The sequence below is a fragment of the Marivirga arenosa genome (assembly GCF_030503875.2).
In the GTDB taxonomy this organism is placed as follows: domain Bacteria; phylum Bacteroidota; class Bacteroidia; order Cytophagales; family Cyclobacteriaceae; genus Marivirga; species Marivirga arenosa.
Window position 1 is genome coordinate 826,926 of the sequence record NZ_CP129968.2, and the last position, 25,096, is coordinate 852,021.

A 25,096-nucleotide genomic window follows, 5' to 3' on the forward strand; every position below is an offset into this window, starting at 1 on the left:
ATTACTTCTTCAGTAATCCGATTTCAGCTAATCGTTCTTCTAAGAATTGTCCAGCTGTCATATCATCATATTGTTTTGGGTTTTCTGCATCTACACAACTATCTAAACAAGTTAAATCCATGCTCGATTTAGGATGCATGAAAAACGGTATACTATACCTAGAAGATTTCATTTGCTCTTTAGGTGGGTTAACCACTCTATGAATTGTAGATTTTAATTTATTGTTCGTTAAGCGAGCTAGCATATCGCCAACATTCACGACTAATTGATTGGGTAATGCTGTAATTGGAATCCACTCTCCATCTCTTCTTAATACTTGCAATCCGTCAGCACTAGCCCCCATTAATAAAGTAATTAAATTAATATCACCATGTTGTGCAGCTCTTACTGCATCTTCAGGTAAATCTTCAGGATTTTCTATTGGAGGATAATGAATAGCTCTTAGGATACTATTTCCATAGGTTACATGAGTATCAAAATAATTTTCATCTAAGCCTAAATAAAGAGCGATTGCACGAAGCATTTCAAAGCCTGTTTTTTCAAGTTTCTGATAAGCCTCTTTTGCTAATTCGGCTAGCTCAGGCACTTCAGTTGGCCACAGATTGTCAGGGTACTCTTTTTTTAATTCATGATCCTCAGGTACAAATTGCCCTACCTGATAGAATTCTTTCAAGTCTGGTACTTTATGTCCTTTTGCTTGTTCTTTCCCTTTACTTGTGTAGCCTCTTTGTCCAGCTAACTCTTCTTTTTCGTAGGCTTTCTTTTGTTCACTATCTAAAGCGAAGAATTTTTCAACTGCAGCATATAATTTTTGGCTTAGCTCGTCACTTAGGTAATGACCTTTAATCGCTACGAAACCTATGTTGTTGTAAGCTTCGCCTAATTCTTTTACAAACTGCTCTTTAGTTTCTGCAGTTCCATTTGTGAAATCTTCCAGATTCAAGGAAGGGATTTCGGTATATAATTTCTTGCTCATAACACTATCCGGGGTTTAACTGTTGATAGTGTAACATAATCACACTACCTTAGTACACTTTACTAAGGTAAAATAAATCAAAAAACATAAAACCATGAAAAAAGCCACAATAAGATTTACTTTTTTATTCGCGATAGCTACAATTTTTGCATGTAGCACTGGTAATAAAGAAGAAAAAGCACAGACAGAAGAAGAAAATACTGAGTTTAAAGATGTTGAAGAAACTACTTCAAAAATCATGTTAACTCCGGTAGAGTCACCTCAATTTGATGACTCCATGTTGGAAATGTTAAGCCCAATGGAAAATGAAGTAATTGCAGAAGCAGGTGCAATAGATTTTTCTTACAACGTAAAAAATTACGAATTAGGGACTCAAACTATTGATGCAGATATTAAGAATTGTGCCAATTCTGGAAAGGGACAGCATATCCACTTAATTTTGAATAATCAACCGTATACAGCGCATTATGAAGCTGAATTCACAAAAGACCTTGAGGAAGGCCATTATGTAGCCCTATCATTCTTGTCAAGATCATATCACGAAAGTGTAAAAAGCTATGGCGCTGCAAACATTCGTCAATTTACGGTAGGTCGAGAGCCTAATGAGGATGAAGTTGCAGACTTATCTGCACCTCACATGTTCTACAGTAGACCTAAAGGAACTTACGTAGGAAAAGATGCTGAAAAGGTATTGTTAGATTTTTATTTGTTAAATACTGATTTAGCCTTAGACGGAAATACTGTAAGAGCTACCATTAATGGTCAAGAATTTATGTTAGATAAATGGCAGCCATATTTCATTGAAGGAGCTGAAATGGGAGAAATGACGGTTAAATTAGAATTATTAGATAAAGAGGGGAATTTAGTTGACAGTCCTTTCAATCCAGTTGAAAGAACCGTGATGTTAAAAGAAGGGGATGCTTCTTAATTAACATTCGAAAGCATTATAAAATAGCTCGCAATTTATATTGCGGGCTATTTTTTTGTGTTTTTATATTTAAGTGAATTATTAGCACATCAAAAGCGAATTACTTAATTTTAGCCCTCAGTTTAAACGCCCTCAGAAAAAACGGAGTTTAAGGAACAAAATTCTTATAAAATAAATAATTGCAATGAATTATCCGGTAAGCGATCGCATCAAAAATATGTCAGAGTCTGCTACTTTAGCCATGGCAGCAAAAGCTAGAGAATTAAAATCTCAAGGTATTGATATTATTAGTTTAAGTCTGGGAGAGCCAGATTTTAAGACTCCCAAGCATATTCAAGAAGCAGCAAAGAAGGCGATTGACAGTGAAAAATATTTTGCTTATCCACCGGTTTCAGGCTATCAGGATTTAAGAGAAGCTATTGCCAAAAAGTTAGAAACGGAAAATAACGTTCCCTCAACTCCTGAACAAATCGTGGTGTCAAATGGAGCCAAGCAATCCATTGCAAACTTAATGCTTTCCATTTTGAATCCTGGCGATGAGGTAATTGTGTTTGCTCCATTTTGGGTAAGCTATACCGAATTAATAAAATTAGCAGGAGGAACTCCAGTATATGTTACCGGAACATTGGAAAACGACTTTAAACCAACGGCTGAGCAATTAAATGATGCTATAACCGATAATACAAAAGCAGTTTTATATTCATCACCATGTAATCCTACTGGTAGCGTTTTTTCTAAGGAAGAATTAGAAAAGCTAGCGATGGTACTTCGTCAGTATGATGACATTCTGGTTCTTTCGGATGAGATTTATGAGCATATCAATTTTGGAAATGAAGGACACGTTAGTATGGCTTCTTTACCAGGAATGGCCGAAAGAACGGTTACCATTAATGGATTTTCAAAAGGCTTTGCTATGACGGGTTGGAGAGTCGGATATATTTCAGCTCCATTACCCATTGCAAAAGCGGCCACTAAAATACAAGGACAAATCACTTCAGGTAATTCATCGATTGCACAAAGAGCAGCATTAGCAGCCATAACGGAAGATTTAACCCCTACCTTAGAAATGACTAAAACCTATCATAAGAGAAGAGATATGGTTTTAGAATTGTTGAATGAAATGCCTGGCGTAATAACTAATGTCCCTAAAGGTGCTTTCTATATTTTTCCTGATATCAGCAGTTTCTTTGGTAAATCTGATGGAGAAACTAAGGTTATGAATGCTGATGAATTAGCGATTTATATTTTAAATAAGGCCAACGTATCAGTTGTTACAGGAACAGCATTTGGCGCCCCTAACTGTATTAGAATTTCATACGCAGCTTCTGATGAGGAATTGAAAGAAGCCATGAAGCGAATGAAAAAAGTATTGGCTGAATTAAAGTAATAATTCTATGTTATTTAAACCTGTCAGGTTTAAATTGGGGAAAGCATCAATATTTGAAGGTAATGATGGTTTTGAAAAGAGCAAACCTGACAGGTTTCATTATCAATATAAACTAGGTGAACGGCAAATAATTATTTAGATGGTCATAAAGGATATTCCTAATCTTTTTAAGGCATTTCAAAAACTTAAGGTTTTGGTGATAGGCGATGTGATGATTGATGCCTATATCTGGGGCACTGTCTCTCGAATTTCACCTGAAGCACCAGTGCCTGTTGTGAATGTAAAGAAAAGAGAAAAAAGAATGGGGGGCGCAGCAAATGTTGCCCTCAATCTACTTTCTTTAGGTGCTGAACCAATTCTTTGCTCTGTTCTGGGAGATGATGATGAATCCTTGATTTTTCAGGACTTATTAAAAAACAGGAATATTACCGATAAAGGCCTAGTGAAAAGCAAGGACAGAATAACTACCATTAAAGAAAGAGTGCTTTCGGGTTCACAACATTTATTAAGGGTAGATTCTGAAAGCCTTGCACCTTTAAATGAACTAGAAGAGGAATTACTTTCAAACAAAATTATTGAATTGCTTCCTGAAGTGGATGTCGTAGTTTTTGAAGATTATGACAAAGGAACGATTAATGCTTCTGTTATTCGAAAAACAGTAGAAAAATCCAAAGCATTGGGAAAACCCATTGTGGTTGATCCCAAAAAGAACAATTTCTTTGACTATAAAGAAGTGGATTTGTTTAAACCAAATTTGAAAGAGTTACAAGAAGGAATGCATGTTGATTTCTCTAAATCAGATGATGTTAGTTTAAAAAAGCAAACAACACTTCTAAGAAATAGACTTTCTTCAAAAATGGTCATGACAACATTATCTGAAAGAGGGGTTTACATTCAAACAGATACAGAAGATGTGTTAATTCCTGCATTCAAACGTAGTATTTCTGATGTATCAGGGGCAGGAGATACCGTGATCAGTATTGCTTCATTATGTGTAGCACTTAAGCTAAATCCAGCTTTTACTGCTTCTTTATCCAATTTAGGAGGAGGAATTGTGTGTGAAGAATTAGGAGTAGTGCCAATTGATGCCAAAAAGTTGGAAGTAGAAGCAATAAAACATAATTTACAATTATAATAAATGTCTTAAAGCTTAAAGCAAAGCATTTCAATCAGCATGAAATTTTCTAGACTAAAAAACTCAATTACAGAATGGTTAAACAATGCCATTTACAACAGTAGATCTGCTGTATTGAGCACATTAGTTTCTCTTAAAGCTTTTATATGGCTTACAGCTGCGGTTTTGCTGTTCTTCGTTTTTGGTTTTGAAACGGAAGCGAATGAATTGGAACAAGTTTTCTTAGGTTTAGACATTGTTCTCATCATTTATTTCTTTTCTTTCATCATTCGACTTCTCTACGAATTTAGGAGGACTGAATTTCTGCTCAATAATAAACTAGAGGCTGTTCTGGTATTGATAATTCTAATTAATACTATTAGTAATTACTTTTTTGACAATCAAATTATAAAATATCTGGCAGACACCTTCGGTTTCAAAAACTATGAGGATGCTTATTTAACTTTAATTACCTTTTATTTTCTAGTGCTGATAGCGTATGAATTCGTTAAAGCAAGTACTGTATTGTCAAAACTGAAAACGAAACCAGCAAGAACCTTCATTTACAGTTTCTTGCTATTAATTGCTTTCGGAACAGGGGTTTTGATGCTACCTGCCATGAGTGTGAAAGATGGGCCTATGCCATTGATGGATGCTTTATTTACAGCAGTTAGTGCCAGTTGTGTAACAGGTTTAATAGTAGTGGATACTGCCACCTATTTTACCATGAAAGGTCAGTTTGTGATTATGATTTTATTTCAACTGGGTGGCTTAGGTATTATTTCATTTACCTCCTTTTTTGCTACTTTCCTGAAAAGTGGAGTGGGAATCAAACAGCAATTAATGTTACAAGATTTCTTAGTTAGTGAATCATTATTTTCAGCCAAAGGACTTTTAAGGAAGATTATTGCTATCACTTTAGTTATTGAAATTATTTCATTTATCCTGATCTTTTTTAGTTGGGGAGAAAGTGTTGAATTCAATTCAATGGGACAGAAAATATTCTTTTCTGCATTCCATGCTGTGAGCGCCTTTTGTAATGCTGGCTTTAGTTTATTCACCAATGGCTTATTTGAAAATGAAGTAGCGAATGGTTACATCTTGCACATTATCATTGCATTGACTTTAATATTAGGGGGCTTGGGATTTTCTTCTATTCAAGATCTTTTCTCAAGAAAGAACTTGAGAGATCGCTTCCAAAATCCATGGAAAGACTGGAATTTGAGTACTAAAATTGCGGTCTATACTTCTTTGGTTTTACTAGCTTCAGGTACAATAGTTTTTTACTTATTGGAGAGAGGAAATACACTTGATGAAAAGAACTTTATCGAATCCTTAATTACCAGTTTTTTCCAGTCAGCTACTGCAAGAACAGCAGGATTTAATACTGTTGATATAGGAGCCTTAAGAACACCAACCCTTATAGTGATGGCATTCTTAATGTTTGTAGGTGCATCCTCCGGTTCAGTAGGAGGTGGTATTAAAACCTCTACCTTTTATTTATTGATAGTTTCGGTATTTGCTACCTTAAGGGGACGATTAAAGATTGAAATTGACAGGAAATTCATACCAAAAGAGTTATTGTTTAAAGCCTTATCTATCTTTTTCTTTGCGGCTTCCCTTAATTTAATCGCTATTTTCCTGTTAACTATTACGGATAGTGATTATACCTTAATGCAATTGATTTTTGAGCAAGTATCCGCTTTTGGTACAGTAGGTTTAAGTACTGGAATTACAGCTGATTTATCCTTTGCGGGTAGAGTGATTATAATCCTTTCCATGTTTATTGGTAGAGTAGGAACCTTAACATTTGCACTAGCATTAAGTAGTAGAAAATCTACCCAGAGCTATAAATACCCTAAGGCTCATCTAATGGTAGGATAATTTATTTGAAGTCCAACTTGTTTTACTTTTTATGGGTCTTAACTTTGGTATATCAACCTTAAACTAAAAGTTATGAAATTTATTAGTTTAGCAATCATTATTGCTAGCGTTGGTTTTTGTACACCTAAGTGTGACGAAACAGCACCTTCCGATGTCTATACATTTCCAGATAATATGGAAGAATTAATCCCATATGAGAACCAGGAGAAATTTACGCTTGTCCATAATTCAGGTACTGAAATTCTTTTTGAGGTGCAAAGGAATTCAACTGTTGAAACTATAAGCTGTGATCACTGCTGTGATTATTTTACATATGAAAGCGAAGATTTAAGGGTATTTTCTGATTATCCATTTTATGATATCCAATTTAATATAAATGCTGAGGAGGAAGAAAATTACAGCTATGGTATTACTATTGGAAGAGAATACTTTTCATTAAATGAGAGAATACAAACTGTTGATTCAGTAAGAATAAAGGATCAGTACTTTCATGATGTATTTAAAATGAAAAGTGATAGCTATAGGGAGGAATATGAAATAGAAATAGATAGTTTGTATTTCAATTATTCTATTGGTATTCTTAAAATAGTGCAAGTAAATGGAGATACGTATGAGATTCAATAAATTATTTCTGTACGCTTCATTTTTGTTCTTGATATCGTGTAATGGCGCAATTGTGTATAAAGAATTTGATCTTCAGGCTGAAACAGAAGCTTGGATAGTTCAAGAAGATGATTTTAGTTTTCAAATGGTAGATGAAAATGGCATTGTCAACAATTGGAATCTGACAGAAGAAGATAATTATTATAGTGAGTCAAGTGGTACTTTTTTGTTTATCCCTACAGACAAGACAATGCGCGAAGTTCATTATCAGAAATTCAGAAGTGCCATTTTAGGAGATTTTAGTTTTAGTGCGGATGCAGGCTTTTCTGAGGTTAATCCCTGGATTTCATTTAATATGCCTCATTTGTATTTTGAATTTGATGCAGTAACTCATAAGCCAAATAGGTTATATTTATCCCCCAATAGTGGTGAGTCCTTTACCTGGGCTGATTATGAGGAAGTGGATCAACCTTTTGATTTTAAGGTAGTGACTGATTTAGAAATTAAGGGTGATACCTATCCAGAGGAAGTTGCAGTTTTCGAATTAATTGATCAGATGGGGATATTAGAATCAAAGAGTATTGTAAAATTTGCTTTTTCAAAAGATATAGGCCTTATCTACTTAGAGTTAAAAAGTGGCTTAAAATATTATAGAATTTAATTTTCAAAGTGTCATTCTGACATAAGAATTACTTTGGTCTTATTTTGGCTTAATCAGGCGTATGAAAAAAATCGAATTTTATAAATATCAAGGCACAGGAAATGATTTCGTGGTGGTGGATAATCGTGAGAAAAGCCTTGATAGAAATGATAGATCTATAGCACAAAACCTTTGTGATCGGAAATTCGGAGTGGGGTCTGATGGCTTAATTTTAATAGAAAACCATTCAGAATATGATTTTGAAATGGTGTTCTTTAATCCGGACGGTTCTCAAAGCATGTGCGGAAACGGGAGTAGATGCGCAGTAAAATTTGCTCAGTTTTTAGGCATTATTCAAAATGAAACTACTTTTCTGTCAACTGATGGTATTCATGAAGCTTCCATTGAAGGAGATATTGTACGCTTAAGTATGCATGATGTTGATCAAAGCAGAATGCAGGATTTTTCAGATCATTTAACCATCAATACTGGCTCCCCTCATTATGTTCTATTTACCAGTAATTTAAAAGATAAGGATATAAAGGAAGAAGGATCAGCGATTCGATACAGCAAAGAATTTGCAGCTGAAGGGATCAATGTTAATTTTGTTGAGAAGCAATCAGAAAGTGAAATTTCCGTTCGTACTTATGAGCGGGGAGTTGAAAATGAAACATTATCTTGTGGGACAGGAGTGACGGCTTGTGCCATTGCACATGTGATGCATGGCGGTAAATCTCCTGTTAAAATTGAAACCTTAGGTGGTAGCTTGAGTGTTGAATTTAAGCTAACTGAAGGAAAGGCAGAAAACGTTTATTTAATCGGACCAGCAAAGAAAGTTTTTAAAGGTGAAATCGAGCTTTAAAAATTCATATAAATCATAAAAAAGCGTGTAAATTAGCGCTTAGTTAAAAAATATTACAGCAAAAAAGCATGTTTGACTTTATAGCAAAAGGACTAACCAAAGTATTCGGAACCAAATCCGATAGAGATATAAAAGAAGTTTTACCTCTAGTAGAACAGATCAATAAAGAATTTGCGCAATTAAAAGACTTATCTCATGATGAGTTGAGAGCCAGAACGAATAGCGTAATGGATAAAATCAATCAATATTTAAAAGAGATTGATGATCAAATTGCTGCACTTCACACTAAGGTGGATGAAAATCCTGATATGGATTTACACACCAAGGAAGATTTGTTTAATCAGATCGATGATTTAGAAGAAAAAAGAAATGAAAAGTTGGAGGAGGTGCTACTAGACGTACTTCCTGAAACTTTTGCCATAGTAAAAGACACAGCCAGAAGATTCATGGAAAATGAACAGCTGGAGGTTACTGCTACTATGTTTGATAAAGAAATGTCCGGTAAAGCTGAACATGTTAACTTAAGCGGTGATAAAGCCATCTGGAATAACAGCTGGAAAGCGGCAGGAAATGAAATGACCTGGGGTATGATGCATTATGACGTCCAGCTTATTGGGGGTATCGTATTGCACAAAGGTAAAATTGCGGAGATGGCTACGGGTGAAGGTAAAACCCTAGTGGCTACTTTACCAGCCTTCCTAAATGCATTAGCAAAAAGAGGGGTTCACGTGGTAACGGTTAATGATTACCTTGCAAAGCGTGACTCTGAATGGATGGCGCCTATCTATCAATTTCATGGAATATCTTGTGATTGTATCGATAAATACCAGCCTAACTCTGAAGAAAGAAGAGCGGCCTATCAATCAGATATTGTGTATGGTACGAATAACGAATTTGGCTTCGATTATTTGAGAGATAATATGACGCGTGAAACCAAAGAGTTGGTACAAGGTAAACACCACTTTGCTATGATTGATGAGGTAGATTCTGTATTAATTGATGAGGCTAGAACTCCATTGATTATTTCAGGTCCAGTACCTAAAGGAGATGTTCACGAATTCGATCAGCTAAAGCCAAGAATTGAAAAGCTTGTTACGGAACAAAGAAAATTAACGGCTAATTATTTACTTGAAGCTAAAAAGCTCATCAAAGAAGGAAATGAAGAAGAAGGTGGATTAGCTTTATTTAGAGCTTACAGAGGTTTACCAAAGTATAAGCCATTAATTAAATATTTAAGTGAGCAAGGTATCCGTCAGATTCTACAAAAAACGGAAAATATTTATTTAGCAGATAATGCTAAAAGAATGCCTGAGGCGGATGAGCCATTGTTATTCACCATTGAAGAGAAAAATAATAATATAGACCTTACTGAAAAAGGGATTGACTTAATCACCAGAGACGGTGAAGATTCTAAATTCTTTATCCTTCCTGACATTGGGGTTGAAATTGCACAACTTGAGAAGGACGAATCTTACTCTAATGAGGAAATGTTAGAGAAAAAAGAGGAGCTGATTAAAGATTATTCCGTTAAAGCAGAAAGAATTCACACGGTAAACCAGTTACTAAAAGCCTATACTTTATTTGAAAAGGATACGGAATATATTTTAGTAGATGGTAAGGTAAAGATTGTAGATGAACAGACAGGTCGTGTGATGGAAGGAAGAAGATATTCTGACGGACTACACCAGGCGATTGAATCTAAAGAAAATGTAAAGGTTGAGGATGCTACTCAAACCTATGCGACTATTACCTTACAGAATTATTTCAGAATGTACCACAAATTATCAGGTATGACCGGTACTGCAGAAACAGAAGCGGGTGAGTTCTGGGATATTTACGAATTGGATGTGGTGGTTATTCCTACTAACAAACCAATTGTAAGAGACGATAGACAAGATAAAGTGTATAAAACGGTTCGCGAGAAATTCAATGCCGTAACTGAAGAAATTGTAGCCATGAGTGAAGCTGGAAGACCTGTTTTGGTTGGTACTACTTCCGTTGAGATTTCTGAGATCTTAAGCCGTATGTTGAATATGCGTAAGATCAAACACCAGGTATTGAACGCAAAACAACACGCTAAAGAGGCAGATGTAGTAGCAGAAGCTGGTAAACCAGGTACAGTTACTATTGCCACTAACATGGCGGGTCGTGGTACCGATATTAAGCTAGCTAAAGAGTCGAAAGAGGCAGGAGGTTTGGCCATAATCGGTACTGAAAGACACGAATCAAGACGAGTAGATAGACAGTTAAGAGGTCGTTCAGGTCGTCAGGGAGACCCAGGGTCATCTCAATTCTTTGTTTCCTTAGAGGATAACCTAATGAGGATGTTTGGTTCGGATAGAATTGCCAAGTTGATGGATAGAATGGGACTGGAAGAAGGAGAGGTAATCCAGCACTCTATGATTTCTAAATCAATTGAAAGAGCACAGAAGAAAGTAGAGGAAAATAACTTTGGTACTCGTAAGCGATTATTGGAGTATGATGATGTGATGAATTCGCAGCGTGAAGTAATTTATAAGAGAAGAAAGAATGCACTTTACGGAGAAAGGCTTCAGCTTGATATCATGAATATGTTGTTCGATACCTGCGAGGATATCGTGAACAACGCAAAAGCTACCAATGCTTTTGATGATTTCAGATTAAGCATCTTAAGTACTTTCGGTGTTGATTTTGAGATCACTCAAGAAGAATTTGATAGCATTAAGGAGGCAGAACTTACTGCAAAGTTATATGATTATGTTTACAGCTCTTATAAGGCTAAAAACGAGAAAATTAGAGAAAAAGCTTTTCCTATCTTAAAAGATATTTCTAAGAATAAAGGGGCTACCGTTAAAGATATATTGGTGCCTTTCACGGATGGTAAAAAGCAGATTGGGGTAGTAACCAATCTTGAGAAAAACTTAGAGACGGAAGGCCATGAAATGATCCTATCAATGGAGAAAATTTCTACTCTTGCTGTGATAGATGAAAATTGGAAAGAGCATCTTAGAGAAATGGATGACTTAAAGCAATCTGTGCAGAATGCGGTTTATGAGCAGAAAGATCCGTTACTCATTTACAAATTCGAAGGTTTTGAATTGTTCAAACGCTTTATCGGTAAATTAAATGAAGATATTAGCTCATTCATGATGAAACTTGATCTACCAGTTCAGGATAGTTCTGAAGTTCAAGCTGCAGCGCAACGCAGACAGAAACAAAACTATAAGGAAAGTAAGGAAGAATCAGGTTCTGTATTAAGTGGAGGAGGTCAGAATAAAAATAGACCAGCAGTTGATAAACAGATGCCTGCAAAATCTGAAAAGATTGTGGGAAGAAATGATAGAGTAAGCGTACAATATCAGGATGGAAGTGTGAAGAAAGATGTTAAGTTTAAGACGGTAGAAGAGGACGTTAAAAACAATAAATGTGTATTGTTAGATGAATAGGTTTGGAAACATCATAGCGGTAATCACTTTAGGCTTCTTTATTTGGGGCTGTGTAACTACTCAACAAACTTCCACTGCCAGTAAATCTTACAGTGAGGACTTAAGTCTATATCGGCCTAAAGTAGATACTTCTGTTAGCATGGAAGTAGAAAAAGCGAACTTTAGAAAAACGAGTGACGATTTTACAGCTCAAGCAGATGTTACTGAGCTATTGAATAAGAAGCTTGATACTTTAGCGGAGAATAATAAAGAGATTCGCTATGTAAATGGGTATTCTATACAGATTTACAGTGGAAGCAGCAGTGCAGAAGCCTATCAAGCAAGAGATACGGCAAGAGTCGTCTTACCTGAAATCAGAACAGATGTGGAATACCGACAACCCATTTATAAGGTGAGGGTAGGTCGCTTTACTGAAAGATTGGAGGTGCAGAGAACTTTATTGAAGTTAAAACCTAAGTTTCCAAGTGCTATCTCAGTACCTCAAAGAATTTATATTAATTAAGAAGAAATAATTAAAACCTGTCCAGGTTTATGACGCTCCATCATAACTGATTCAAGCGTCCGCTTGGATCAATCCAATCATGGATCGTTAAAACCTATCAGGTTACATTTTAGAAAGTAGTGGATTATAAGTAGTTTTCTCTAGCGGGATAAAATAATATTTCTATCACCATCTTCTGGATGATGATGATTGATGGTGCCTCTGGCATTGGATATTTCAGTAATAATTTTTTTCGCTTCAGCGAAAACTCTTTTGTTTTCTTTTGCATCTGTTGTGGTTAAACAATAATTATTTATTAATCTGTACTAACGTTAGAAAACTTTCACCGCAAAAGTGATAAGAGAACACAAAAGAAAATAACCAAGGTTATTTTTTTATATTGAATAAAGTATGAGGTAGCTAAACTCAACTTAGTTTAATTGGTTATTCAATAGATTTCAGTCGGTGTACCACAGATTGGAATATAGAAAGCTGGAAACCCATTAAAAATTTCCAGCCTAAGACTTAAAATCAAAATATAAAATGGATTTAAAATCAAGGATTCAATCATTAGCTAAAAGTCAATTTGAGGAAGTAAAAGGATTAAGAGAGCACTTACATGCTAATCCTGAGTTGTCTTTTGAAGAATTTGAAACAGCAAAATTCATCAGCAAAACGCTAACAGATTGGGGAATTGATCATCAAACCGGAGTTGCCGATACGGGTACAGTAGTATTGATTAAAGGTAAAAACTCAGACAGTAAAGTAACGGCTTTAAGAGCAGATATTGATGCCCTTCCCATAAAAGAGCAGAATGAGGTACCTTACAAGAGTAAAAATGAGGGCGTGATGCATGCATGTGGGCATGATGTACATACTTCCTGCATGCTAGGTGCAGTTAAAATATTAAATGAACTTAAGGACCAATTTGAAGGGACTATAAAAGTATTATTTCAACCAGGAGAGGAAAAAGTACCGGGTGGTGCTTCAAAAATGATTAAAGAAGGAGTTCTTAAAAATCCTGATGTTAATAATATTATTGGGCAACATGTGATGCCATTAATTGATGCTGGTAAAGTGGGTTTCCGTTCTGGTATGTATATGGCCAGTACCGATGAACTTTATCTTACTATTAAAGGAAAAGGCGGTCATGGTGCTATGCCTGAGCAAAATGTTGACCCCGTTATCATTTCAGCCAATATATTAGTGGCATTGCAACAAATTGTGAGTCGACACGCAAGCCCTAAAGTGCCTTCCGTAGTTTCTTTCGGGAAAGTAATAGCCGAAGGTGCTACTAATGTTATTCCTAATGAGGTTTATATAGAAGGAACATTCCGAACTATGGATGAAGAATGGAGAGCTGAAGCGCATAAAAGAATGCGAAAAATGATTGAAGGCATGGCAGAAAGCATGGGGGCTACTGCTGATTTTGAAATCAGAAAGGGCTATCCATACCTCATCAATGAACCTGAATTGACCGATAGAGCAAAAGCCAATGCCATAGAATATTTAGGAGAAGAAAATGTGGAGGATTTAGACCTCTGGATGGCAGCAGAAGATTTTGCTTACTTCTCTCAAGCCACAGATGCCTGTTTCTACCGATTAGGAGTTAGAAATGAAGCCAGAGGCATTACTTCTTCCGTTCACACCCCAACTTTTGATATTGATCCTGTCGCTTTAGAGACCGGCATGGGTTTAATAGCTTGGTTGGCCATAAAAGAATTAGAGAGTAAGTAATTTTCTTTAGAGAGACTATAGGATTTATAACTGTAGATTTATACGTTTATTAAACGTTTAATTACTACTTCTTTCTAGAAAAACTATCCTCATCTCCCTTCTAAAGAGCTTTTTGAAGCTAACTTAATTATTAGTAGATTGCTGAAAAATAAAAAGTAGATACGTGTACCTCGAGGTGCACGTGTTCAATTGTTGTAGAGCATAATGGAGTTCAGAATAGACATATATAACCAAATAAGGAATGAACATATGCAAGTTCAATCGGAATATTGTATTTATTCAGCTTTATATGAAACAGGTGAAACAATAGAAAATATTGTTGATGACTTGCATAAGGGAGAAGCCCTTGCGATTGAATTAATTTGGCCAGATAACGACTTACCTTTAATTAGATTTGAAAATTTATTTGGTGAGGGAGATCGCGGAGTAATCAATGATTTGAACAAGAAGTGCAAACTTATTTCTAAAAATCAGGATGATTTTGAATTAATATCTGGTTCTGACATTATAATATCTATTGGTGAAATAGACTCAATGACCGATGAAGATGCAGATGAACTCAAAGAATTTATACGCCAAGAATTCTCAATTGATATTCATTCTTTAACCAAAACGGTATCTATTTACGAATGGGGAGCAAGTGGATATTTTGTTGATTTTATAATAAACCTAACTGCAGGATTTAGTCAGGCAGGGATGCAAAAAGTTTATAAATTCTTAAAAACCAAAGGTTATGACTACGCACAAGTAGATCAATTTGACTTAAGTAAAGTCAAGAAATATTTAGAAAAAAACTATGAAATTAACCCAACTAACCTAAAACTAAAGTCAACAAGAACCTATGAAAATGGTAAAACTAAATTAGTTTTTTCATCAAGGTATACTGATTACACAATTACTATTGATAATAAATCAAATGTCTTGGAGAGTCATGTAAGACAGCTTAACCAAACCAATATATAAACACTCGTAATATACAATGCAGAAAATAGATTACGGAGATGTAAATAAATTTTTAGTATCAATCGGACTTGTACTTATTGGGTTAGCAATCTTAGCTCCATATCTTTATTTAAAAGAAGACTTTGGTATTTATATCACAAAGGAACAGTTGTTAAAATTTGAAGAGCCTATTAAAAACCTGATTATTAACAAACAATTTCAAATAACAAAAATACAGCGTTTAGTACCTTGGGCATCTCTTGGACTACTAATCTTAGGACTAACCTCTAGTATAATTGGACTAGTAAGATGGTTTAAAAGACAGGCGAAGATTGATGAAAAGTTTGACAAAGAAATTCAGAAGCTCGACTTAGAGATAGAAAGTTTAACTCCAGAAGAAAAAATAGAAAAAGCAAAAAATGAAGTCCAAGAAATTCAGTTAGCAGAGCAGCTAGAATTCGAAGATACTCAGTCTAATATAAGTCATTCTTCGAATAAGCCTTATTTAGATTATATGAAGATCGAAAATCAATTATATAATCTATTTAAAAATCTAAAAAGCCCTAATTTTGAAATTTATTCTGAACAAAAGTTAGGAGGTATATTCAATATTGATATGCTCCTGAAAGCAAATACAAACAAATTCTCAGATAGATTAATAGAAATTAAATATTATAAAAACAAACTCCCTGTAATTAGTATTCAAAAATCGTTAGATCAACTAAATACATATATTTCTTATTACAAGAAAACAACTAATAAACGTGTAATACCAATCTTATTAATAGTATATAATTCAGAAAATAATAGTGATGATATAATCCATTCATGCGGGGACAGAATAAATAAGTACTCAACTGACATTCCTAATCTTCAAAGATTAAAAGTGGAATTTATCCCAGAGCACGAACTGCAATCTTTTAATGTTTCTAAATTATTAAAAAGGTAAACGCTCTACAACATAACCTATGAAAGAATGGGGTTTTATCGGTCAGGAAAGTTTGGTGGCACTTGGAAAGTCCGCCACAAGTTTTAAATTTAAATCAAGGCGTGGCTATGTGCGAAACGAGAGGTTAGTGCTTCTAATCCCCACTCATCATAGCTAGGCGTTGAAATTAATTGTGGTACGGTAAAGAGACATCGTTTACAAAGTTAAAGGGACATAGTTTACACTTTTTAAGCAGTAATTTGATTAAAAAATCAGATTGCTATGCCTTGGAAAGAAACAAGAACTATGGAACAGAAAGTAGAATTTATTTGTGAGTGGCGTACTCAGAAGTACAGCATCACCGAACTTTGTAAAGCATTTAATATCTCCAGGCCAACAGCCTATAAGTTAATAAATCGCTTCCAAAATGAAGGACTGGAAGGGCTTGTAGAGCAGTCTAGAACGCCTCGGGCTCATCCTAATAAAACCAGTGCAGCGATTGAAGAAAAAATCATTCAAATAAAGGAAAAGTATGCACGCTGGGGAGCTAAAAAGATTAGGAGATTATTGTTTAACGAATGCTGCAAGGAGGATGTACCCAGTGTGGTTACAGTTCACAAAATCCTTAACCAGCATGGGTTTGTGAAGCCTCAAAAAAGGCTCAGGAGAGTGAAGCCTGTTTTCCCCATATTTGATCCTCAGGAATGCAATGAAGTTTGGAGTGCTGATTACAAAGGGAAGTTTTTAATGGGCAATAAAATATACTGCCATCCCTTGACAATTGCAGACTCCAGGAGCAGGTTTTTGTTTACAGCCAAAGGACATTATAAAGAGAACTTAAAGGCAGTTAAAACAGAGTTTACAAGGGTTTTTAGGCAATATGGGATCCCAAAGCAAATCCATACTGATAATGGAAGTCCGTTCGGATCGGTAGCTTCCATTCAGCGCTTTACCCAGCTCTCTTATTGGTTCATTGAATTAGGTATAATTCCTGTATTTTCTGATCCTGCACACCCGGAACAAAACGGCAGACATGAACGCATGCACCGTGATTTAAAAGCCTCTTGTGCAAAGCCTTCAGCCTACGATTTGAAGGCACAGCAAAGACGCTTAAACAACTTTGTAAAGGAATACAATCATGTACGTCCACACGAAGCTTTAGGGATGGAAACCCCAGCTTCTGCACATAGCTTTTCAACCCGCCCTTTCCCTGAAAAGATACTCGTTTATGACTACGATTCAGACATGAAAGTGTTAAAGGTAACGCAAAACGGAGCCGTGCGATGGCGGTCCTATTACTGGGTATATCTGACAGCAGCTTTAAAGGGAAAATATGTGGGAGTGCTAGATATGGATAATGGAATTTGGAGGGTATTCTATAGAAGCTTATTTTTAGGATACTTTGATGAAAAACATTTAAGAGACAAACAAAAATCAATAAGGCTGAGCCAAAATATAGTGTAAACCCTAACCTTTAACTTTTGTAAAGCATGTGCCTTTACAAACAATAAACTTTAGAAACATTAAAGCTTCGATTCCTTATTAGTTTTCATCAAAAAAATCAGAACAAGATCTTATTAATTCTTTGTAATCGTTTGGGAATTTTTCTGTTATCGGAAGCGTAAAATAAATTGTAATTGCTGGAGAATTTTGATGTAGCGTACTATCAAAACCTATATTTTTAAACTTAAAATTTCTAAATTTTAAAGATTGTTGATAAACATCCTTATTTAACAAATTTTCAAAAGCCTTAACTACCCAATTAAACCGAGTTCTATTCGGAAAAGAATAATAAACTTCACGTATTTCTTCTTTACTTTCTTGAAACCAAACCCCAAAGTGATGAACAAATTGTTCTGCCTTGATTAACTTTTCCAAAAAAGGCATTAAATCGCCATGAGTCACAGAAAAAGTATGATTTAAATCAAAACTTTTGTAATAAACATAATTACAATTGTCATAGTGCATTTGATTTTTCCAGCGGTAGCAATCAATATGAGAAACGCCTTGATGGTGAATATACAAGCATTTTTCAAGTAGGTTTATATCAGGTATTCTTATACCTTGATACATTGATGTAGCGAAAGAATGTTTATGTATTCGAATTAGCTCCTCTGGGCAATTTAACTTGTGAAGTAACTTATTTAAGTTTTGATATGCATTATAATCTTCATTTGGGTAAACATATAGGGTAGGTTTATTGCGAAGCTCAAACTTATCTGCGGTTAAAGTAACCGACCATTCTAAATACTGTTTTGCTTTGGGATCATGTAATTGATTTAATAAATTAAAAGAATGATATGCTAATGTTTCATTTCTGCTTTGTTTCATAAATGATGTAATAAGACGACTTAATTTAATATATCGGTGTAACTCGAATGAATTACACCGAATGAAAAATATAGTTGTATTGCTACCAGTGATCCCAATGAGTCACTGCATGCCAAATGCTTTTGGCAGCACTTGCAAATGCTCCACCAATGGCGTTAAAAGCACTTTCGATGGCGCTATCAGCAAAACCAGCTGCACTTAAGATATCCTTAATAGCTGTTGGTGCTAAGCCAAATACCGAATTAAGAGCAGTAGCGATATCTTGTACACCAAAACCAATACCTTTTAAAGCAGCTGTTACTACCGTGTCGGAGGCTCCAATTCCATCTTTTAGTGCTGTAGCAATTTCATTAGCAGATGCCGAAAATGCATTTTGAATTCCTGACGCAATTTCATCAACTCCATATCCAACACCATGCATTATCGAAGCAACTTCAGTTTCTGATTGATTGAACGCTGTTTTTAAACCTTGAGCAACATCTTTAACCCCTTTAATAACTTCGTTTTTTACAAATCCAGCCCATTTGGATGCATTTAAAATAAATGCTTTGAATATATCACCCGCGTGAACTAATACATATTTACCCACAGCATCAATTAAAGCTGAAATAGAGTTTATATTAACATCAGCATTGAAAGGGCCAAAACTTAAGTCTAAGCCTTCAAAAGTAAATCCTCCCTGAACACCAAATCTTACATCAGAAGTAGATGTTGAAATAGCCAAACCTAAGTCACATGCTGCATCTAGGTCTATTGATCCCAAACTGAATCCTGCCACAGAAGGTAGGGGAACATTTAGGTCAATTCCATAGGTGAACTTACCAGAGAAATTGTGGTAGTCTTCCAACCTACATTGCATTTTAGTTTCCATTACCGCACCATAGTCAAGCTCAAATGAAATACCATCCTTACTGATCTCAGCATCAATTTTCTCGTTTACTAGTTCGAATAAACTGATTTCAGCATCTAAAGAAAAGTAAGGAGAGGATGAAGTACTTAAAGTCATGGATGGTCCGCCAGCTGCAATAATTTGTTTGCTTGTTGCATTAGCAATTACTTTCTTTTCTGCTGCAGTTTTAGGAATGGTATTGTTTGGAATAGGATTACCATTAACATCATACTTAAGGTTGATTGCCTTACCATTTCCTGTTAATTTTAATAGCTTACCAAAGCTTAGTGGAGACATAGTAATATCGCCTGATATTCCTGAGCTTAGATCGATTTGCAGGTAACCATAAAACTGAAGATCAAGAATGCTCATGTATGCACTAAAACCATACCCCACCTTTGTTAACGAGCCATCGGGAAGAACAAGTGGCTCCATTAAATTTTCGGCCCAAGTGAAGGATAAATCTTGAAATGAAACAGGTAAATCTAAGTTGATTGTCGTGTTTGTAAACAATGTGATAAGCTCACTTAAATCCAGTTTTGGAACGTAAAACGATAAATATACCGGGTTAGGAACTTCTTCTTCCATTTCACAAATAATAGCAAATTTATCATCTGTAAGTGGAACTTGTCCTTTATTACCAATATGGAAGGTTCCTTCCACACCAATAGCAAAACCAGGTGGTTCAAAAATTACTCCTAAACCAACCCCAAAACTATCAAAATGTAGTCCCTTAATTCCTGGAGGGGTTAATAAACTTGTAGTATTTCCTTTAAGATTAACACCAACTTCGGCCTCAATGTTATCTATTGTCATAGCTATATCAGCATCAATAGTAGGGCTTTTAAAAATGTTAAATGGAATTTCAGCTTTTACCTCAAATACAACAAACTTAAATAAAGGGTTTAAACTCAGTAAAATAGTTGGTTGATCAATATCGAATGTTTTTCCTCCTCCAATTGGTATTTTAATATCATCAAGAGTGAATTTTAAACAAGTAGAACCAGTAGCTAGTCCACCATCATAAACGAACTCAATTCCAAATGTAATTTCTGGGCTTGGTAAAAACGATAAAACATGAGCTAAAACACCATCGGCCAATGTAACATCATTGATGTTTAATTTACCCCCAACCATGATTGCCTCAGAATTTTCCGAGCAATTGAAGTTGGAAACTGTTACATCTGGAATTCCAGGTGGCCAATCGAACCCCATATATTTAGCTAAGCTACTTAAACTATAAACCTGCTGTTGTGGAGGTTTATTTTTGGTTTCAGGTGTACGTGCAATAGCTACTACTGCTAACATGTATGAAATGAAAGTACAAGTCTGATAGTCTGTAGTTCCTTTAAAGAAATCATTTACCTTTTTTGATGTTCCTTTTCCTCCTTTTAAAATAGCTTGGAATGCCACACATTGAGGGTCGGATGGGGAGTCCTGTAGTAATTTGATAAACGCATTGGTTGAATTCATTATAGCTACATCTGCCTCCGTAACAGTAAAAGTTTGGGCTTCTATTCCCATAGAGAAAACTCTAGTGATGGGGTTGTAGTTATTATCGTAAACAATGTATGTTGAAATTGGACCGTGTATAGGTTCAAAAGTTTGATTTGCACCTGCTGCAACCTTTGAAATGCTTGTTAAAGTCCCAAAAAAGTTGGAGAGGTTTTTATCCTGTGCATCATTTTGGAACGCATCATAAACAACTATTCCTTCTTGCAAAGAGTTGGTGATTGTAATTTTTGAATAAGACATATCTTATGTATTTGTGGGGATTGAAGTTTTAAAGGTTTATGTAGCTTTCTACTCCAATCCCGTTTTGTTAGTAATTAGTTGGATTAAACACTTTTAATGACTTCTTCATTGCCAATGCTTTCTTCATATTCGTCAAGTGTAGTAGCTTCTTCTGGAGATTCATATTCCGCATCAATACCTTCCCATGTTTCACTATCAGTTTGAGCGGTTTCAATGGCTTCTTGAGAAGCCTCCATTTGCTCTCTTAATGATTCTTGATGTTTGGCATCAATTTCTGTAACGGCCTCGTTTAAAGCTGCCTTGGCGGTTGATACTTCTTTGATTGCATCTACAATTCCTTTTCCGTCTTCAACTGCTGTTTTAGCTGCTTCAACTTTAGCTGCTAAGTCTTTAAATGCTGCTTCAAATTTTTCATTAGGAACTAAACCTTTATCTGTAATTTCAATTTTAATGTCCGTAATTAGTTTATCTACAGTGTCAAGAGATGTGTCTAAGGATTCCTTAGAAGGAGTAACAAGCTCAGCTTTTATTTGAGCTACTTGTGTTTTTAAACAAGTCAGTAAGTCTGCATCAGTAATTTCAATAAATGGTTTATCTACAATTGCACTTATCTTTGCTTTTAAAGCATCGCTCAATGTTGCAGGAGAGGCTTTAGAAGTAGTAATCCCTCTTAAAGATTCTTGGTTAAGAATAGCATCATTAGCAATTATGCTTAAATGTGAAGCTCTAATTCCATCTGGGTAGTGTGGAGTGTCCGTCACTAAATTCCCTGTGTGCAATGCTCTACTTCCTGTACTAAAGTCAGTTCTTGAAGTATCGTAAGTTCTCAAACCAGGTGCTGGCTCTGTAGCTAGTTTTGTTCCGTCAAAGTATAATTCTCCGTCAACAATATTCCATTTATTGGATTTAGTATCTAGTCTTTCGTTTGAAAAACCTACGTATCTTTTCTCGCTGAAAAAAGCGCCTGTTCCACCGCTATCACCTCCCGATGAACTTGGGTTTCTCCCTAGTTCTAGCCTTACTCTTACAAACTTACGAGTCACTGTGTCATATTGGTAGTAAGAAGAGAATTTACCACTCCCTGGTTTGAATTGCCCTTTAGATGGGTCTGTGTTCCATGTAATAATCATGATAATTTGTTTTTAAAAGCACTGCAGTATTTGCAGTGCCTATGTGTTGAAAATTTGTTTTATCCTTCCATTGGAATTTCGTCAGACGAAGGCCAATCATCATCTTCAGAATCGAATCCAGAATCGTTAGATTCATCTTCCATTTCGTTATCGTGCTCTTCTTGAGCGCTATCCAATGCATCAGATTCGTTGGCTGCATCACTAACAGCATCCGATGATTCTTGTAATGAGTTAGTTTCCCATTCGGCCATTTCACCTTTACCGTTTTCAATAGCAGTATCCATATTTTTTGCAGCATCAGAAAGCTCGGTACTTGCATCAGAGAAGTCTCCGTTTTCAATTTTTTCTTGAGCGTCCTTAAAAGAGTTGTCCAAGTCTGATACTGCATCCTCATAATCCTGAGTAGGAGTGTAGCCATCTTGAACTTGTTCTTGAATTTCAGATTGAATAGAATCCATTGTATCAGTCATAGTTTCAGTCATAACGTCCTCTTGTAATGATTCAGATGTAGCGGAATAACTGTCTGATACTTCGCTAGCATCTGTATCGAAAGTAGACTCTTGACTACTTGCTTCTGATACTACATCTGAATCTGGAGTTGAATTGATTGTTGATTCTTGTGATTCAAAATCAGATTCTGAGTTAGCGTCTTCTTTAGCTTTGTTTATTTTCTCTTTAGCAGACTTGAACATTTTAGAAGCAAAATCTCCTAACATCAATAATCCAACTAATAGGCCAACACTTTGACAAATTTTCCCAAATGAAGCATCAAAAGATGATTGTTGTTTTTTCTTTGCTGGTTTACCTGGGATTTGACGAGCTGTTTGAGAAGAAACAACTTGTTTACCTGCAACTGTACCAGTTACTGTTGGTCCAACGATATAGTTTGAAACCGGAGTTCCGTTTTTCATGCTTGTTTGAATAACGTTCATCCAAACTGGAGTAAGAGACACTGCAACATCTTGTCCTGGATTACTGTCACCCATTGTACCGTCTCCATTCATTACAACTGTTGTTGTTTGAGGAGGGCTTGAAAAAACAGGATTTCCTTTAGCATCTTGGCTACAAAGTTTTAATGTAGCAGTATTGGCTGTTGCTGATGATTCAATGTTCAACGTAGCAATTAATACAGGAACGTAAGTTGAAGGAGGGTTTTTAGGAGCAGCTTCATATAAGAAGTATGGTCCTTGCCATCCCGAAGTATTCATTTGCAACCACGTTAAAATTGCATTCCATGAACTGAGTGTACAGTTTTTAAAGTTTTTTGTTCCTGTGAAAAAGCTGTTTACATCATCAACACTTCCTTTTTTTAATGCTCCATAAAGGTTTTTTGTAAGTGCTGAGTTAGGGTTTGCCATTGCAAATCTGTGGAATAAAAACGATTGAATCATTGATTGTTCATCACTTGAATCAACTGTAAATGCCAATGGAGGAGGGTTTCCAAAGCTAAACTGAACAGCAGCCATTACTTTAATAGGGAATCTGTCGAAGTAAAAGTTGTTTAAAGACTTAATTACTCCTGAGTTTGTAGCTTCTAATTGTGAAGCTTCACGAATAGTTTGAACACTTGTTGTTACACCTGGAGCTACTGTAGCCAATTTAGTATAGGTGTAAGGAACTGTTTGTCCTTTTTTTTCTTCATTAAATACATCATAAATATCTATGCTGTATGATAACTTGTTGGTAATTTTAACTTGCGGAAATTTTGTTGTTTTCTTAGCCATTACCGTTGAACTTTGCGATTTCATATTAGAAAATTAATTTAATCCCCTACTCTGTTTAAAATTGGCTTTTCGGAATCCGCCTTGGTAATCACAAACTAATAGTAGCCACTCAATCGAATTATTTGTTTTTGATTATATTGCTAATGTCTGATGTTATTAGAATAGATTTTAGAGTATATACACCCCTTTTAAAAACTAGGTATTTATACCTAATCTTATTATTATCTAGTATTTGGTGATCCAAAATTGAGAAATTAATGACTTGAGTTATGGCGAAATGTCAAGAGTATCTGATATTAGTACATAAGCGCACTAATTCTATGTAAAAAATAAAAAGGCAAAACAGAATATAAACGTAATAGAGGTTTATTGCTTCAATACAAGTTTTGTAAGTGGTAACAGGAAATATTATAGAATTTAATTCCTATATTATAATTATGTAAACCGTTGTATGTATTTAAAAAAAAATGATTAAAACTGAAAACTTCCATAAGGTTGAAATTACCTCTCAAGAAGAACTCAGGTCATGGTTATTGAAAAATCATGATCAATCTGAAAGTGTTTGGCTTGTTACCTACAAGAAAAGTGAGCCAGACAAGTACCTTTCAAGGTGGGATGTACTTGATGAGTTGATATGTTTTGGATGGATTGACGGTATTAGACGAAAGCTTGATGATAAAAAAACTATGCAATTAATATCGCAAAGAAAAGTTGAGCATTGGGCGAAGACCTACAAAGAGAGAGCTGCTAAACTTATTGACCAAGGTAAAATGCATAAATCGGGTCTAAAGACAATAGAAGACTCAAAATTGAACGGACTTTGGAATTTTATGGATGATGTTGATAATTTAGTTGTTCCCGAAGACCTCTCTCGGGAGCTTTCAAAACTTGAGGGAGCTTCAGAGTTTTTTAATTCAATAAATCCTTCGAGTAAAAGATTTGTCCTAAGATGGATTAAACTTGCTAAGACCGATAAAACAAGAAAAAATAGAATCAAGCAGATTACTGAACTATCTTCAAAAGGAGAAAAATTATCAGGAAGTTAAAAAAACAATAACTACAGCTAAAATCACATTAAACCCATTTGCTCACTACCCTAAAGTCGATTCTTTGCTGAATAGCCCATTACTTAGATTCTCTTTTTATCGCCAATTCATGATTAAGTGCACAGTTTCTTTCCGGTAATTTCTGTAAGTCAAGCTCCAAAAGCTTACTTAATTTGCCTATCGTTTCAGCTCAGAGAATGCCTATTTTATTCTATTTAGTTAGTAGCAGTACAACAGCCAAAAAATATCATGTATTAATGTAGATCTATAAAGAAAGCATGATTATCATAGCGCTATCAATTTTTATAACTATT

General features: G+C 35.3%; 19 protein-coding genes. 14 read left to right on the top strand and 5 right to left on the bottom strand.

Features of this window, described 5'->3' with window-relative positions; translation table 11 throughout:
• Position 1 precedes the first annotated feature (1 nt).
• Positions 2–976 carry an isopenicillin N synthase family dioxygenase gene (locus QYS47_RS03580; RefSeq protein ID WP_308357741.1) on the bottom strand — a complete coding sequence of 325 codons (975 nt, stop codon included), beginning with the start codon at positions 974–976 and terminating at the stop codon, positions 2–4.
• Positions 977–1,070: 94 nt separating this feature from the next.
• Between QYS47_RS03580 and QYS47_RS03585 the strand changes: the two genes are divergently transcribed.
• The 13 genes from QYS47_RS03585 (at position 1,071) to QYS47_RS03645 (ending at position 17,371) form a co-directional block, all read left to right on the top strand.
• The gene (locus QYS47_RS03585) at positions 1,071–1,904 is read left to right on the top strand and encodes a phosphopeptide-binding protein (RefSeq protein ID WP_302103356.1); all 834 of its coding nucleotides are present in this window, start codon (positions 1,071–1,073) and stop codon (positions 1,902–1,904) included.
• 184 nt (positions 1,905–2,088) lie between these two features.
• Positions 2,089–3,291 (top strand): pyridoxal phosphate-dependent aminotransferase, encoded by a 1,203-nt coding sequence (locus QYS47_RS03590; protein ID WP_322347750.1) that lies wholly within the window; start codon positions 2,089–2,091, stop codon positions 3,289–3,291.
• 139 nt (positions 3,292–3,430) lie between these two features.
• Positions 3,431–4,426 (top strand): bifunctional heptose 7-phosphate kinase/heptose 1-phosphate adenyltransferase, encoded by a 996-nt coding sequence (locus QYS47_RS03595; RefSeq protein WP_308357739.1) that lies wholly within the window; start codon positions 3,431–3,433, stop codon positions 4,424–4,426.
• 39 nt (positions 4,427–4,465) lie between these two features.
• Positions 4,466–6,289, top strand: a complete 1,824-nt coding sequence (locus QYS47_RS03600; RefSeq protein WP_322347751.1) for a TrkH family potassium uptake protein — start codon at positions 4,466–4,468, stop codon at positions 6,287–6,289.
• A 72-nt stretch (positions 6,290–6,361) separates the two neighbouring features.
• Positions 6,362–6,913, top strand: a complete 552-nt coding sequence (locus QYS47_RS03605) for a hypothetical protein (RefSeq protein ID WP_302103360.1) — start codon at positions 6,362–6,364, stop codon at positions 6,911–6,913.
• Complete coding sequence (locus QYS47_RS03610) at positions 6,900–7,553, top strand: hypothetical protein (protein ID WP_322347752.1); 654 nt, start codon at positions 6,900–6,902, stop codon at positions 7,551–7,553. The genes QYS47_RS03605 and QYS47_RS03610 overlap by 14 nt, the downstream gene beginning before the upstream one ends.
• Positions 7,554–7,614: 61 nt before the next feature.
• Entirely contained in the window at positions 7,615–8,394 is a 780-nt protein-coding gene (gene dapF / locus QYS47_RS03615; RefSeq protein ID WP_302127856.1) for a diaminopimelate epimerase, read from the top strand.
• A gap of 68 nt (positions 8,395–8,462) precedes the next feature.
• Positions 8,463–11,819: a preprotein translocase subunit SecA gene (secA, locus tag QYS47_RS03620; protein ID WP_322347753.1), complete on the top strand. Its 3,357-nt coding sequence runs from the start codon at positions 8,463–8,465 to the stop codon at positions 11,817–11,819.
• Positions 11,812–12,321 carry an SPOR domain-containing protein gene (locus QYS47_RS03625; RefSeq protein WP_302127851.1) on the top strand — a complete coding sequence of 170 codons (510 nt, stop codon included), beginning with the start codon at positions 11,812–11,814 and terminating at the stop codon, positions 12,319–12,321. The genes secA and QYS47_RS03625 overlap by 8 nt, the downstream gene beginning before the upstream one ends.
• Positions 12,322–12,843: 522 nt before the next feature.
• Positions 12,844–14,037 carry a M20 metallopeptidase family protein gene (locus tag QYS47_RS03630; RefSeq protein ID WP_322347754.1) on the top strand — a complete coding sequence of 398 codons (1,194 nt, stop codon included), beginning with the start codon at positions 12,844–12,846 and terminating at the stop codon, positions 14,035–14,037.
• 249 nt (positions 14,038–14,286) lie between these two features.
• A complete protein-coding gene (locus QYS47_RS03635) occupies positions 14,287–15,000 on the top strand; it encodes a hypothetical protein (protein WP_322347755.1) in 714 nt (237 codons plus the stop codon).
• Between the two features lie 16 nt (positions 15,001–15,016).
• Entirely contained in the window at positions 15,017–15,928 is a 912-nt protein-coding gene (locus QYS47_RS03640) for a hypothetical protein (RefSeq protein WP_322347756.1), read from the top strand.
• Between the two features lie 261 nt (positions 15,929–16,189).
• Positions 16,190–17,371 (top strand): IS481 family transposase, encoded by a 1,182-nt coding sequence (locus tag QYS47_RS03645; RefSeq protein ID WP_322347757.1) that lies wholly within the window; start codon positions 16,190–16,192, stop codon positions 17,369–17,371.
• A 78-nt stretch (positions 17,372–17,449) separates the two neighbouring features.
• Here the strand turns inward: QYS47_RS03645 and QYS47_RS03650 are convergent, their stop codons facing one another.
• The 4 genes from QYS47_RS03650 to QYS47_RS03665 form a co-directional block, all read right to left on the bottom strand.
• The gene (locus tag QYS47_RS03650) at positions 17,450–18,238 is read right to left on the bottom strand and encodes a hypothetical protein (protein WP_322347758.1); all 789 of its coding nucleotides are present in this window, start codon (positions 18,236–18,238) and stop codon (positions 17,450–17,452) included.
• Positions 18,239–18,320: 82 nt separating this feature from the next.
• Positions 18,321–20,882 (bottom strand): hypothetical protein, encoded by a 2,562-nt coding sequence (locus QYS47_RS03655; protein ID WP_322347759.1) that lies wholly within the window; start codon positions 20,880–20,882, stop codon positions 18,321–18,323.
• A gap of 83 nt (positions 20,883–20,965) precedes the next feature.
• Positions 20,966–22,012 (bottom strand): hypothetical protein, encoded by a 1,047-nt coding sequence (locus QYS47_RS03660; protein WP_322347760.1) that lies wholly within the window; start codon positions 22,010–22,012, stop codon positions 20,966–20,968.
• Positions 22,013–22,071: 59 nt separating this feature from the next.
• Positions 22,072–23,736, bottom strand: a complete 1,665-nt coding sequence (locus QYS47_RS03665) for a hypothetical protein (protein WP_322347761.1) — start codon at positions 23,734–23,736, stop codon at positions 22,072–22,074.
• Positions 23,737–24,203: 467 nt separating this feature from the next.
• On the opposite strand from QYS47_RS03665, the gene QYS47_RS03670 reads away from it, so the two are divergent.
• Positions 24,204–24,782 carry a YdeI/OmpD-associated family protein gene (locus tag QYS47_RS03670; RefSeq protein WP_302127839.1) on the top strand — a complete coding sequence of 193 codons (579 nt, stop codon included), beginning with the start codon at positions 24,204–24,206 and terminating at the stop codon, positions 24,780–24,782.
• Positions 24,783–25,096 lie beyond the last annotated feature (314 nt).